The sequence below is a fragment of the Kribbella sp. NPDC051620 genome, from assembly GCF_044453825.1.
GTDB lineage: Bacteria > Actinomycetota > Actinomycetes > Propionibacteriales > Kribbellaceae > Kribbella.
Genome location: NZ_JBITDB010000001.1, coordinates 1,277,522 through 1,289,855, shown reverse-complemented (window position 1 = coordinate 1,289,855; position 12,334 = coordinate 1,277,522). Strand labels below are relative to the sequence as shown.

Below are 12,334 nucleotides of genomic sequence, written 5' to 3'. Positions count from 1 at the left end.
CACCGTTGAGTCATGTTCACCATCGGAGACTTCGCCGCCTTCGGGCGGGTGTCGGCGCGGATGCTGCGGCACTACGACGCGATCGGCTTGCTGCGCCCGGCCGGCGTCGACACCGCGACCGGCTACCGGTACTACACCGCCGACCAGTTGCGCAGGCTGAACCGGATCGTCGCGCTCAAGGAGCTCGGCTTCACCCTTCAGCAGGTCGGCGACATCGTCGACGCGAAGGTCGGGCCCGAGGAGCTGCGCGGCATGCTCCGGCTCCGCCGCGCGCAACTGGCCGAGCGGCTGGCCGAGGACGCGATCCGGCTCGACGCGGTCGAGGCGAGGCTCCGGATCATCGAGAAGGAGGGGCACATGTCCACTGACGACGTCGTACTGAAGACGATCCCGTCCGTCCGCGTCGCCGAGCTGTCGGCCGTGGCGGCGAGCTACGAGGGACCCGACATCACGCCGGTCATCCAGCCGCTGTACGGGCAGATCTGGGAGCGCCTGGGCGCGGCGAGCGTCCAGCCGGACGGCCCGCCGGTCGCGTACTACGAGAAGACCGACACCGAGGCTGTCGTCGTCCACGCCGCGGTGACCGTCAAGCCGGACCAGGCGGCGGGCAGCGACTTCCAGGTGGTCGACCTGCCGGAACTCACGACCGCCGCGACGATCGTCCACCAGGGTTCGATGGACGATGCGGACCAGAGCATGCAGATCCTGGCCCGCTGGATCGACGACGGCGGCTACCGCAGCGTCGGCTACGCCCGCGAGGTGTGCCTGGCCTTCGACCCGGACGACGAGTCCAAGTGGGTGCACGAGTTCCAGATCGAGGTCACCAAGCCCTGACCACAACGCAGAGCGCCCCGGGGCCGCCTGGTGGACGGTCCGGGGCGCTCTGCGCGTGGCTGCTTACCAGATCGTGTAGCCGAAGGTGGCGCTACCGCTCGCCCCGCCACTGTCGGTTGCAGTCACTGTCGCCGTGTAAGAGCCGCGCGTCGTCGGCGTACCTGACACCACTCCGGCCGCGCTGATGGACAGGCCGGCAGGAAGGCCTGTCGCCCGGAAGGTGATCGGCAGGCCGGCGCTCGAGGTGGCCCGGATCTGCAGTGGGAAGGACGACCAGCCGACGAACCCGTACTGGCTGCCCGGGTTCTGCACGGTCACGGTGCCCGTCGACGAGCCCGTCACCGTCAGGCTGTACGTCGCCGAGTGGCTGACCGCGCCGGTGCCTTTCACGACCACCTGGTACGTCCCGGCCGGCGTTGTGGCCGACGTCGCCAGAGTGAGCGTGGAGGAGCTGCCCGACGTCACCGTTGACGGCGAGAAGGATGCGGTCGCACCCGATGGCAGCCCGCTGGCCGACAGTTGCACCGACTGCGGGTCACCGCTGCTGGTCGTAGTACCGACCGTCGTCTGCGCCGAGCTGCCCGGGGCAACCGACCCCGAGGTGGGGCTCAGCGAGATCGAGAAGTCGCTGCCGGTCGGCGGGGCATCGCCGACTGCCAGCTTCCACAGCCCGTACGCCGCGGCGTCCGCGCTCCGGTCCAGCACCGTCGAGGACACGTTCGACGGGTACTTGTCGCAGGCCGAGTGGTAGCAGGAGTCGTAGGCCTGGTTGGCCGTGCCGCCCCACTTGGTCGCCTGTGCGGTGGTCTTGCGGGCACTGGCACCGGCGGCCACACCGCTGGTCGGGATACCCGCGTTCTTGAAGGAGGCGTCGTCGGACCGGCCGACTCCCTCGGTGTTCTCTTCCGGCTGCAGGTTCAGGCCGTCGTAGAAGGCCTTCAGCACCTTGCCGGTCTCGGTGGTGATGTTGTTGACGAAGTAGCCGGCGTTGGTCGAGGCGACCATGTCGAAGTTGAAGTACGCCTTGATCTTCGCCTGGTCGGCCGAGGACAGCTGGCCGACGTAGAACTCGGAGCCGTTCAGGCCCTGCTCCTCGTCGGTCCACCAGCCGAACCGGACGTGCTTGGCCAGCGTCGGCTTGTCCTGGGCGAGCCGCAGCGCGACCTCCAGGATGGTGGCCGAGCCCGAACCGTTGTCGTTGCTGCCGGGGCCCGCGCTGACGCTGTCGAGGTGCGCGCCGAGCATGACGACCTGGTTGGCGTCACCGCCCGGGAAGTCCGCGATCAGATTGTCCGACGGGTACTGGCAGCTCGTGCAGCGTTGCTTGACGACCGTGTAGCCGGCGTCGCGCAGCTTCTGCTCGATGTACGTGACCGACGCGGTGTGGCCCGCGCTCCCGGCCCGCCGGTTGCCGCCGTTGTTGTCAGCCGCCTGCTGCAGCGCGGCCAGGTGCGCCTTGACCTTCTCGACGTCGATGTCCGGTACGCCGGCGGGCGGGGTGGAACCGCCGACGGTGAGCCGGTACGTCGCGGTCTTGTCCACGTCCGTGCCGTCACCGGTGATCGTCACGGTGTACGCGCCTTCCGGCGTGCTCGACGTGGTAGCGATCTTCAGGGTCGAGGAGTTGCCCGACTGGACCGAGCTCGGGTCGAAGGTCGCGGTCGCGCCGCTCGGCAACCCGGTCGCGGTGAACCGGACGGTCTGGGCCGAGCCACTGCCGATCACGGTGTTCACCGTGGCGGTCGCGCTCTCCCCCGGCTTGACCGACCCGCTGGCCGGTGAGACGGAGAGGGTGAAGTCGTTGCCGCTCGGAGTACAGGTCGCTTCCCCGGACTGGGCGCCGACCGAGACGGCATCCCAAGCGGCCTTCACCTTGGCGTGCAACGCGCAAGTGCTGTCCAGGTTCTTGGCAGCGGTGAGCGTGGTCGAACGCCACTTGCCGTAGGACATGTTCGATGTCTTGGTCAGCATCGCGTTGTAGAACAGCTTGCCGGCTTCCTGGTGGCCGATGCCGGTCAGCGTGGTGTTGTTGCAGGTCGGGCTGGTCGGCTGGCCGTTGGTCGGATTGGTGCCCTCGGCAAGCAGATAGAACCAGTGGTTCATCGGGCCGGCCGAGGCGTGGATCTCGTTCGGCAGGCTGGACGAGTTGCAGTCCGGGTGACCGGAGACCTTCGACGGCTGGTACATGTACCGGATCGGGCCCGAGCCGGTCAGGTTGATCGTCTCGCCGATCTCGTAGTCCGGCTTGTCGTTGGCGTTGTTCAGGTAGAACTCGCTCAGCGTGCCCCAGATGTCGGCGACAGCTTCCTGGGACGGGTAGCCGGAGATGCCGCCGGGCGTCATCGCGTCCAGGCCGTGCCCGTACTCGTGGGCGACCACGTCCGTCGCGGTGATCCAGTTGCGCGCGTTGTTGTAGCCGAAGACGACGCCGTCGGAGTTGTACTGCGAACCCCAGTACGCGTTGACGTCGCCGAGCCCGACCAGCGCGTCGGCCCACTTGCCGTTGCCGTCGAGCCCGTTGCGGCCGTACCAGTTCTTCAGCATGTCCCACTCGCCGGCCGCGACGTACATGACGTCGGTGCAGCCGGCTTCCTTGTCGGTCTTCGACGTGCTGCCCCACACGTCGTCCGCGCCGGAGTAGGTGCTGCCGGTCGACTGGTCACCGCAGCGCAGGTTGGGGCGGGCCGGGTCGGTCATCGAGTACGTGGTACCCGACTTGGTGGTGCCGATCGTCAGGTTCGAGCCGTTCCAGATCCCGGTACCGGTGCCGGCCGCGGTCTGCTCGATCGCCTGCAGGAACTTGCCGGTACGCGCGTCGACGTACACCTTCTGCCGGCTCAGCTCGCCGTGGTTGCGGCCCTGGACGATCGCTTCCCAGGCCAGTACCGGCTTCTTCGTGCCGGCGTAGACGACGAGCGCCGGCTCACCAGGAGCCGCCTTGCCGTCGGTGATGGCCTTGAGCGCGACCTTCTTGGCGGCGGCCTTGGTGACCACCGGGCGCCGGTCGACGGTGATGACATCCTGCTGGGCCACGGTCAGGCTCTTGGCGTTGCCCTGGGCATCGGTCGCGACCACGAAGTCGCCACCGATCACGGGCAGGTCCTGGTACGTGCGCTGGTAGCTCACGTACTGCAGGCCCCAAGGCGTGCTGATGTCTTGCTGGCGGACGAACTGGTCACTCGGGCTCGCCTTGAGTTCGGCGACCCGGCCTTGGACCAGGCGGTCCGCCGTCTTGAGCGCGGCGGCTCGCGGATTCACCGGTGGTGCTGCGTCTTGCTGAGCAGATGCCGACGGCATCCTCATGGCGATCACCGCTGTGGCGGCTGCTGCCAGGCTCAGCACGCAACCGGCTGCGACGACGCGCAGGGCTGTGCTCTTCACGGGACACTTCCTCACTGAGGGGGCGGAGCCCCCGCCATCGGCCGGGGGCTGCAAACCAGCCGGCGGATGGCGGGGGCGAGGATGCCTGGTGCGCGCTTGGGCGGTGCGCGCCGAAGAGTTCCGTGGGCAGGTGGATGAACTCCCGGCTTCCTCTGTTGGAAGAGATTGGCACCTGCGAGTTATGGCTGTCTTATCCCAGCAGGGCATAACCTCACCGCTATGGAGCTGGAACTACGTCATCTGCGGGTCGTCTGCCGCCTGGCGGACACGGGCAGCGTCTCCAAGGCCGCGGCGGCCCTGGGGGTCTCCCAGCCGTCTTTGACCGCCCAGTTGCACAGAATCGAGGACGCGATCGGCGGTGTTCTGTTCGAACGCGGCCCGTACGGCGTGGTCGCGACGCCACTCGGCAAGCACGTACTGGGCCGGGCACGAGCGATGCTGGCCGACATGGACGAGCTGGTCGGCAGCAGCCGGCGTTATACGACCAGCTCGTCGGTACTACGCCTCGGCGCGGTCCGGACCGTCATGTTCGGGGCCTGGCTGTCGCGGCTCGAACAGCTGCTGCCAGGTCGCCAGATCGCCGCGCAGGTGGACCCGTCGTGCGCAGTACTGACTGATCTGCTGGCTGCCGATGTGGTCGACGTGGTGATGCTCGGACGGTGTGACGACGCGTATGCGCCACCGTGTCCGCCGGGAATCCGCGAACAGACGATGGTCTGGCCCGAGCCCTTCGCGGTCGCGCTGCCTGCCGACCACCGGCTCGCTGGCAAGGACACCATCGCGTTGGAGGATCTGGCCGAGGAGATCTGGATCTGCCCGCCGGCGGGCAAGGAGGACGGCGATCTCGCCTACCTGCGCAGCATCTGCGAGTCGGCCGGGTTCACGCCGGAGTTCCGCTACGCCAACCTCGACACGTCCGAGATCGAGCAACTGATCGGTGCCGGCCGGGGCATCAGCCTGTGTGCTCCGACGGTGCGGGAGATCCCGAACACGATCGTCCTGCCGATCACCGGGGCGCCGCTGCTCTGGCGCCGCGCCCTCCGCTGGCGCGCCGACAGCACCCCGCAGACTGACGTCGACCTGATCCACCGCGCCTTCACCGACGTCTACCGCCAGACCATCGCCACCCACGCCGCCGCCCGGCCCTGGTGGTCCGCCAACCCCGGGGCACATCCCACCGTACTCAACCCATGAGCACCTAGAATCCGGTGCATGGACGTCACGCCGACCCGCCCCAAGGTCTTCCTGCTGGCCGAGCAGGACCGCAATTTGGTGGCCAACGGCCCCGCGCTGGTCGACCCGTCCGGCGCGCGGCACGACATCCCGCCGAAGGTCCACGAGGCGATGGCGTACGTCGAGGCCGCTCTCCGTGAGGGGTATGCCGTCCAGATCACCCCGCTGCGCCAGGAGCTCCCGATCGACGAGGCCGCCGACGCGGCCCTGATGCCGCGCAAGGAGCTCCGGCTGCTGGTCAGCCAGGGCGAGATCCCGTTCCGGTCGTCCGACTACGTCGACTGGGTCCAGCTGTCCGACGTACTGGCCCTCAGCGCCCGGCTCGACGCCGCGCGCGACGAGATGCTCCAGTCGTTCGCCGAGGAGGAGTCGTGGGACGACCCTCAGGACGGTGACCGATGACGAATCCCCGGAGCGCGTTCCTCGACGCGAACGTACTGCGCGGCCAGCTCACCACCGACATCATGATGACGCTCGCCGCCAAGCGCCTGTACCAGCCGCAGTGGTCGCAGGACGTGCTGAACGAGGCCGGGCGCAACCGGCCGCCGGGGGTCAGCGAGGAAGCGGTCAACAAGCGGTTCGCGCAGATGAACAAGGTGTTTCCGGCGGCGATGACGACCGGGTACGAGGGACTCGCGCCGCAGATGCAGGCGGACGAGAAGGACAAGCACGTGCTGGCCGCGGCCGTCCAGGGTGAGTCGGATGTCCTGGTCACCGAGAACACCAAGGACTTCGACCCGCCGGCCACCGGCCCGCACGCGATGAAGGTCGAGCGGACGTCGGAGTTCCTGAACCAGCTCGCCGACGATCATCCGCGGGAGGTGGTCGGCGCGATGCAGGAGATGGTCGACCGCAACCGCCGGTCGCCGCAGACGATGCCGGAGCTGATCGACAAGATGGCGACCCAGCAGGACCTGAAGGGCTTCGCCCACAAGCTCAACTCGATGGTCCCGCCTGAGCAGCAGGGCTCACACCCCAACCTGCAGGTGACGAAGGCATCCCAAGCGGCCCTCCAAGGCACCGCCCCGGCCAGCCAGGCGGTGAGCGCGCCGTCAACAGCCCCCGAGGCGCGCAAGGCCGGCACCGACGGCCCCGAGAAGTCCACCAGCCAGGAGCGCTAACTCCGGACCAGCCGCAGGCTCCGGCAAGAGCGGCGGCTCCGGCCGGCTCCGGCGAGAGCGCTGGCTCCGACGAGAGCGGCGGCTCGGGCCGGCTCCGGCGGGGAGCGCTGGCTCCGGCAGGAGGGGCGGCTCCGGCGGCTCGGGCCGGCAGCCACGAGCGGCTCGGGCTAGCTCTGGTCGGTCCAGGTTAGGCGGTAGGTTACTGCGCCGAAGCGGATGTGGTCGCCTGGGCGGACTCGGACCGGGGTGGTGATGCGGAGGCCGTTGAGGTGGGTGCCGTTCATCGAGCCGAGGTCGCGGAGCAGCCAGCCGTCGTCGACATGGCGGAGCTCGGCGTGGAAGCGGGAGACCGAGAGGTCGGTCTCCCGGAGCGTGGCACCGGGGCCGCGGCCGATGCGGACCGTGGGCGAGTCCGGTGACGGCAGGGCAAGGCCTTGCGGGCGGATGTACGGCGCTGCTGTCCGCGGGGTGATCGTCAGGCGCGGGATGCGGGCGAGCAGGCGGTTGAGCAGCTGGACGACGCGTGGTTCGGTGCCGGGGAGGTCGTGCGTCGCGTTGGCCAGCTCACGGCGGCTCTGCGCCCGCAGTACGAAGTTCATCCGGCGGATGAAGGTGTCGTGCGAGAGACGTCCCGAACCGGCTCCGTCGCGCAGGATCGCCAGCGCCCGATCACGCTCGGCGTCCGAGGGACGCGCCAGCTCGATCCGATCCGCCGTCATGCCTGGATTGTCCGTGCCTCCGGGTTCACCTGTCCAGCACAGGCCCGCCTCAAGGCCGGGCGGTCAGCACGTCGGCCAGGTCGAACTTGATCGGCTCCTCCAACTGCTCGTAGGTGCACGACTCCGGCGTCCGGTCCTCGCGCCAGCGCACGAACTGGGCGGTGTGCCGGAAGCGAACCCCCTCCATGTGGTCGTACTTCACCTCGACCACCCGCTCAGGGCGCAGCGGCACGAAGCTGAGGTCCTTCCCCGCCTGCCACCGGCTGCCCTCCGCATTGCGGGGAGTCCGGTTGCCCTCCTCCTGCTTCGCCCAGGCCCACGGATGGTCGTCGAAGTCGGTGACGAGCTCCTGCAGCTCCACGAACAGTTCCTCGCGACGGGCCATCGGGAACGCGCCGATCACGCCGACGCTGGCGAGCACGCCCTCGGCGTTGTAGAGGCCGAGCAGCAGCGACCCGATCCGGTTCTCGCCGCTCTTGTGCACCCGGTAGCCCGCGACCACGCAGTCCGCGGTCCGCTCGTGCTTGATCTTGAACATGGTCCGCTTGTCCGGCAGGTACAGGCCGTCGAGCGGCTTCGCGATCACGCCGTCCAGCCCAGCACCCTCGAACTGGTTGAACCACTCGGTCGCGGTCGCCTTGTCGGTCGTCGTCCGGGTCAGGTGGATCGGCGCCGCGGCCTTGGCCAGCGCCTGCTCCAGCGCCTCCCGCCGCTCGGCGAACGGCCGCTCGGTGTAGTCCGTGTCGCCCAGCGCGAGCAGGTCGAACGCGACGAACCGGGCCGGCGTCGTCTCGGACAGCATCTTGACCCGGGAGGCGGCCGGATGGATCCGCTGCTGCAGTACTTCGAAGTCGAGCCGGTCCCCCGACGCGCCGACCACGACGATCTCGCCGTCGATCACGCAGCGTTCCGGCAGGTTCGCCTTGATCGCCTCGACCAGCTCCGGGAAGTACCGGGTCATCGGCTTCTCGTTCCGGCTGCCGATCTCCACCTCGTCGCCGTCGCGGAAGATGATCGAGCGGAATCCGTCCCACTTCGGCTCGAAGCTGACGTTCCCGTCCGGGATCTGCTTGATCGGCTTCGCCAGCATCGGCGGGACCGGCGGCATCACGGGTAGCTTCATGGCGGCCATTCTGCCCCCATCCAGGCCGAACCGGGGGCATGATGGAGCCAATACCGACTGGTATGAACCGGAGGTACCGAGATGTACGACGTCGTACTGCTGGTCGAGCAGGAACTGACCGAGACCGACGCGAAGCGCGTGGTCGAGCTGCACCAGGACATGCCCGAGCCGGTGAAGTACCACGTGCTCGTGCCGTGCCACAACGCCGAGGCGGGCGTCGAGGCGTCGATCAGCGCGCTCGGGACCGCGGATCTCTACGGACCAGGACTGGCCAACCAGCGCGAGGACCTCGCCGAGGCGCAGAAGGCGATCGACAGCGAGGCGAGCGACTGCACCGGGCGCAGCATCCAGCGGCTGCGGGATCTCGGTCAGCAGGCCGAGGGCGGGATCTCCCACGACCGGCCGATCGACGCGCTGACCGCGACGGTGGACAAGGTCGGCGGGCGAGAGGTCATCATCCTCACCCGGCCGCACATCGTGGCGGAGTTCTTCCACCTCGACTGGACCAATTCGGCCCGCCGGCATCTCGGCGTACCGGTTCTTCATCTGCTCGAACAAGACGAAAAGTAGTCAGCGTCGTTAGACAGGCGTGAGTCCAACCCTTTACACGACCGACGAGGTCGCCGAGTTGCTGCGGATCTCGGTGTTCGCCGTCTACAAGCACGTCGCGGCCGGGACCGTGAGCCCGCTGCGCACGCCAGGTCCGCTGCCGTCGGAGCTGCGCTTCACGAGTGACGACGTGGTGCGCATGTTGCTGGCGATGAGGCCGACCGTCGCGGCGCCGGTGCGGCGCCATCTCGCGCTGGTCAGTGGATGAGCAGGGCGGCGTAGGTGCAGCCGGCCGCCAGGGCGGCGAAGACCAGGGAGAGCGTGGCCCGCAGGCCCTGCTCGCCGACCTTGCCGTAGTGACGGCCGTCCTCGGAGTGGTACGCGAGCTTGTAGCCTGTGTAGCCGGCACCCAGCACGAGCGCGAACTTGATCACCCGACGGCCTCCCTCACGACCTCACGTCAGGACAAACGCTACCCCGTCAACTAGTTACACGCCCGCGGCTGAGCCGGATTCGGCGAACTGGGTGTGGTAGAGGTCCGCGTACTCGCCGTCAAGGGCGAGCAACTCCTCGTGCGTCCCGCGTTCGACGATGTTGCCGTGGTCAACCACCAGGATCTGGTCCGCGTTCCGCACGGTCGACAGGCGGTGGGCGATGACGAGCGAGGTGCGACCCTCGAGCGCTGTGTCCAGAGCCTTCTGGACGGCCACCTCCGACTCGGAGTCCAGGTGCGCGGTCGCTTCGTCCAGTACGACGATGCGCGGCGCCTTCAGCAACAGCCGGGCGATCGCGAGGCGCTGCCGCTCGCCCCCGGACAGCCGGTGACCACGGTCGCCGACGACTGTGTCGAGGCCGTCGGGGAGGGTTTTCACCAGGTCCCACACTTGCGCCGAGCGCAACGCGCTGGCCATCTCCTCGTCGGTGGCGTCGGGTTTGGCGTAGGCGAGGTTGGCGCGGATGGTGTCGTGGAACATGTGGGCGTCCTGCGTCACGTACCCGATCGCGTCGTGCAGCGACTCCAGGGTGACCGCGCGGACGTCCTCGCCACCGATCCGGACCGCGCCGCCCGTCACGTCGTACAGGCGGGCGACCAGGTTGGTGATGGTCGTCTTGCCCGCGCCGGACGGACCGACCAGGGCGATCATCTGGCCTGGCTCGACGGTGAAGCTGATGTCTTCGAGGACCTGCGCGTTCACCCGCTTGTCGAGGACAGCCACCGACTCGAGACTGGCCAGCGAGACCTCCTCGGCGGTCGGGTACCCGAAGGCGACCTTGTCGAAGGTCACCGATGCCGCGTTGGGCGGCAGGGGCTTGGCGTCCGGGGCGTCCTTGATCATCGGTTCGAGGTCGAGGACCTCGAAGACTCGCTCGAAGGAGACCAGCGCGGTCATCACGTCGACGCGGACGTTGGAGAGCGCGGTCAGCGGACCGTAGAGCCGGCCGAGCAGCGCGACGAGTGCGAGCAGGGTGCCGACGGTCAGGGTCTGGCGTACTGCGAGGTTGCCGCCGACGCCGTACACGAGTGCTGTCGCCAGCGCGGCGACCAGGGTCAGCGCGGTGAAGAAGACGCGGCCGAGCATCGCGATGCGGATGCCCAGGTCACGGACTCGACCGGACTTCTCGCCGAACTGCGCGTTCTCCAGCTCGGGCTTGCCGAACAAGGTCACGAGCAGCGCGCCGCCGACGGAGAAGCGCTCGGTCATCGCGGTCGACATCTCGGCGTTCAGGGTCATCTGCTCGCGGGTCATCGCGGCGAGCCGGCGACCCAGGTACCGGGCCGGCAAGAGGAAGACCGGCAGGATCAGGATCGCGACGGCCGTCAGCTGCCAGCTGAGCAGGAGCATCGCGCCGACCACGAGGATCAGACTGATCACGTTGGAGACGACGCCGGACAGCGTTGACGTGAACGCCTGCTGGGCGCCGATCACGTCGTTGTTCAGCCGGGATACCAGCGCTCCGGTCTGCGTCCGGGTGAAGAACGCGACCGGCATCTGCTGCACGTGCGCGAACACCTTCGTCCGCAGGTCGTAGATCAGGCCCTCTCCGATGCGTGCCGAGAACCAGCGCTGCATCAGGCCGAGTGCAGCCTCGACCACCGCGAGCAGCGCCACCACCAGAGCCAGCGCGGTCACCAATCTCGCGTTGCCCTTGGTGATGCCGTCGTCGACGATCTTCTTGAACAGCAACGGCGAGGCGATCACCAGGAACGCCGAGATGATCACCAGCGCCAGGAACGCGCTGATATGCCATTTGAACGGCTTGGCGAACCGCAGAATGCGCCGCAGCGTGCCCTTGGCCAGCTTCCGATCCACCACCGACGCGTCCTGCCGCCGCCAGCTCATCGCGCTGCCGCCGCCACCCATGCGCATCCCTGCAGACATCCGGTCCCTCCCCACACTCAACTCGTCAACGTTGACAACACCTGATGTCAGCCGAAGCTTCCCTGCGGTTAGCCGAAGGCCGCGATCAACTCGGCAAGCCGGCGTGCCTGCGCCTCGCGCTCCGCCTTCAACTGCTCCTCGTACGTACTGTCGAAGGCGCCCAGCAACAGCGCCTTCGTCTCCCGGACCGCACCGACCAATGGCGACAACACTGCCTCCGAGAGGTCCTTCACCGTCCCGGCCAGCTCCTCCGCCGGTACGACGATGTTCGCCAACCCGATCTGCTGCGCCTCAGCCGCCTCCACCCAGCGCGACGTCACGCAGATCTCCAGGGCTCGCGAGTACCCGACCAGCTGCACCAGCGGTTGCGTGCCGCCCAGGTCAGGTACCAGCCCTAGCGCCGGCTCCCGCATGCTGAACTTCGCGTCCGGCGTCACCACCCGCAGATCACAAGCCAAGGCGAGCTGGAAGCCGGCGCCCACCGCGTGTCCTTGCACCGCCGCGATACTTACGATCTCCGGCTTCCGCAGCCACGAGAACCCGCCTTGGAAATGCGAGATCAACTCCTGCAACTCATCAGCAGGCTTCTTCCCGAGGGTGAGCAACGGCTCCTGCCCATCAACCGGCTCACCCATCATCAGATTGCGATCCAGCCCCGCCGAGAACGACTGCCCCTCCCCCGACACCACGACAACCCGAACCTCATCAGGCAACGCCGCCCCGAACTCCGACAAGGCAGCCCACATCGCCGGAGTCTGCGCGTTCCGCACCTCCGGCCGATCCAGCACCACCCGGGCCACAGCCCCCTCCACCGACAACCGCAATCCAAGTTCACCCATGCCAGGAACATACGTCACCCCACCCCCACCACCCGTGAGGCGTTCGTCGCACTACACCCCACGCGCGACGCCTCCCACGCCCACGCGCGGCTCCTCCGTCGCCGTGCTCCCCACCCCCGGCGAGGCGCTCCTCCGTCGCACCTCGTCCCGCCGC

General features: G+C 68.5%; 12 protein-coding genes. 6 read left to right on the top strand and 6 right to left on the bottom strand.

Annotation, left to right across the window (positions count from 1 at the left end; genetic code table 11):
- Nucleotides 1-12 precede the first annotated feature (12 nt).
- Nucleotides 13-834 carry a MerR family transcriptional regulator gene (locus ACIA12_RS05635; RefSeq protein ID WP_396365612.1) on the top strand — a complete coding sequence of 274 codons (822 nt, stop codon included), beginning with the start codon at nucleotides 13-15 and terminating at the stop codon, nucleotides 832-834.
- Between the two features lie 63 nt (nucleotides 835-897).
- On the opposite strand, the gene ACIA12_RS05630 is transcribed toward ACIA12_RS05635, so the two are convergent.
- Entirely contained in the window at nucleotides 898-4,215 is a 3,318-nt protein-coding gene (locus tag ACIA12_RS05630) for a M28 family peptidase (RefSeq protein ID WP_396365611.1), read from the bottom strand.
- Nucleotides 4,216-4,434: 219 nt separating this feature from the next.
- Between ACIA12_RS05630 and ACIA12_RS05625 the strand changes: the two genes are divergently transcribed.
- Genes ACIA12_RS05625 through ACIA12_RS05615 form a run of 3 tightly spaced genes read left to right on the top strand, consistent with a single transcriptional unit; the run spans nucleotide 4,435 to nucleotide 6,569 of the window.
- Nucleotides 4,435-5,409, top strand: coding sequence for a LysR family transcriptional regulator (locus ACIA12_RS05625; protein WP_396365610.1), 975 nt, complete (start codon nucleotides 4,435-4,437; stop codon nucleotides 5,407-5,409).
- 18 nt (nucleotides 5,410-5,427) lie between these two features.
- Nucleotides 5,428-5,850, top strand: a complete 423-nt coding sequence (locus ACIA12_RS05620; RefSeq protein WP_396365609.1) for a hypothetical protein — start codon at nucleotides 5,428-5,430, stop codon at nucleotides 5,848-5,850.
- A complete protein-coding gene (locus ACIA12_RS05615; RefSeq protein ID WP_396365608.1) occupies nucleotides 5,847-6,569 on the top strand; it encodes a PIN domain-containing protein in 723 nt (240 codons plus the stop codon). The genes ACIA12_RS05620 and ACIA12_RS05615 overlap by 4 nt, the downstream gene beginning before the upstream one ends.
- A 167-nt stretch (nucleotides 6,570-6,736) precedes the next feature.
- On the opposite strand, the gene ACIA12_RS05610 is transcribed toward ACIA12_RS05615, so the two are convergent.
- Entirely contained in the window at nucleotides 6,737-7,288 is a 552-nt protein-coding gene (locus ACIA12_RS05610) for an FHA domain-containing protein (protein ID WP_396365607.1), read from the bottom strand.
- 49 nt (nucleotides 7,289-7,337) lie between these two features.
- On the bottom strand, nucleotides 7,338-8,411 hold the full coding sequence (locus ACIA12_RS05605) for an ATP-dependent DNA ligase (RefSeq protein ID WP_396365606.1): 1,074 nt from the start codon (nucleotides 8,409-8,411) through the stop codon (nucleotides 7,338-7,340).
- Nucleotides 8,412-8,492: 81 nt separating this feature from the next.
- Between ACIA12_RS05605 and ACIA12_RS05600 the strand changes: the two genes are divergently transcribed.
- On the top strand, nucleotides 8,493-8,981 hold the full coding sequence (locus tag ACIA12_RS05600; protein WP_396365605.1) for a hypothetical protein: 489 nt from the start codon (nucleotides 8,493-8,495) through the stop codon (nucleotides 8,979-8,981).
- A gap of 19 nt (nucleotides 8,982-9,000) precedes the next feature.
- Nucleotides 9,001-9,228 (top strand): helix-turn-helix domain-containing protein, encoded by a 228-nt coding sequence (locus ACIA12_RS05595; protein WP_396365604.1) that lies wholly within the window; start codon nucleotides 9,001-9,003, stop codon nucleotides 9,226-9,228.
- Here the strand turns inward: ACIA12_RS05595 and ACIA12_RS05590 are convergent.
- The 3 genes from ACIA12_RS05590 to ACIA12_RS05580 all read right to left on the bottom strand — a co-directional run bounded on the left by ACIA12_RS05590 (nucleotide 9,218) and on the right by ACIA12_RS05580 (nucleotide 12,180).
- Complete coding sequence (locus tag ACIA12_RS05590) at nucleotides 9,218-9,394, bottom strand: hypothetical protein (protein WP_363823895.1); 177 nt, start codon at nucleotides 9,392-9,394, stop codon at nucleotides 9,218-9,220. The genes ACIA12_RS05595 and ACIA12_RS05590 overlap by 11 nt on opposite strands.
- A gap of 54 nt (nucleotides 9,395-9,448) precedes the next feature.
- Nucleotides 9,449-11,341 carry an ABC transporter ATP-binding protein gene (locus ACIA12_RS05585; RefSeq protein WP_396365603.1) on the bottom strand — a complete coding sequence of 631 codons (1,893 nt, stop codon included), beginning with the start codon at nucleotides 11,339-11,341 and terminating at the stop codon, nucleotides 9,449-9,451.
- A gap of 68 nt (nucleotides 11,342-11,409) precedes the next feature.
- On the bottom strand, nucleotides 11,410-12,180 hold the full coding sequence (locus tag ACIA12_RS05580) for an enoyl-CoA hydratase/isomerase family protein (RefSeq protein ID WP_396365602.1): 771 nt from the start codon (nucleotides 12,178-12,180) through the stop codon (nucleotides 11,410-11,412).
- Nucleotides 12,181-12,334 lie beyond the last annotated feature (154 nt).

What these genes read in the sequence shown, in the direction of transcription:
- ACIA12_RS05635 (WP_396365612.1), top strand. Translation starts at nt 13, where the DNA reads ATGTTCACCATCGGAGACTTCGCCGCCTTCGGGCGGGTGTCGGCGCGG.
- ACIA12_RS05625 (WP_396365610.1), top strand. Translation starts at nt 4,435, where the DNA reads ATGGAGCTGGAACTACGTCATCTGCGGGTCGTCTGCCGCCTGGCGGAC.
- ACIA12_RS05620 (WP_396365609.1), top strand. Translation starts at nt 5,428, where the DNA reads ATGGACGTCACGCCGACCCGCCCCAAGGTCTTCCTGCTGGCCGAGCAG.
- ACIA12_RS05615 (WP_396365608.1), top strand. Translation starts at nt 5,847, where the DNA reads ATGACGAATCCCCGGAGCGCGTTCCTCGACGCGAACGTACTGCGCGGC.
- ACIA12_RS05610 (WP_396365607.1), bottom strand. Translation starts at nt 7,288, where the DNA reads ATGACGGCGGATCGGATCGAGCTGGCGCGTCCCTCGGACGCCGAGCGT.
- ACIA12_RS05605 (WP_396365606.1), bottom strand. Translation starts at nt 8,411, where the DNA reads ATGAAGCTACCCGTGATGCCGCCGGTCCCGCCGATGCTGGCGAAGCCG.
- ACIA12_RS05600 (WP_396365605.1), top strand. Translation starts at nt 8,493, where the DNA reads ATGTACGACGTCGTACTGCTGGTCGAGCAGGAACTGACCGAGACCGAC.
- ACIA12_RS05585 (WP_396365603.1), bottom strand. Translation starts at nt 11,341, where the DNA reads ATGTCTGCAGGGATGCGCATGGGTGGCGGCGGCAGCGCGATGAGCTGG.
- ACIA12_RS05580 (WP_396365602.1), bottom strand. Translation starts at nt 12,180, where the DNA reads ATGGGTGAACTTGGATTGCGGTTGTCGGTGGAGGGGGCTGTGGCCCGG.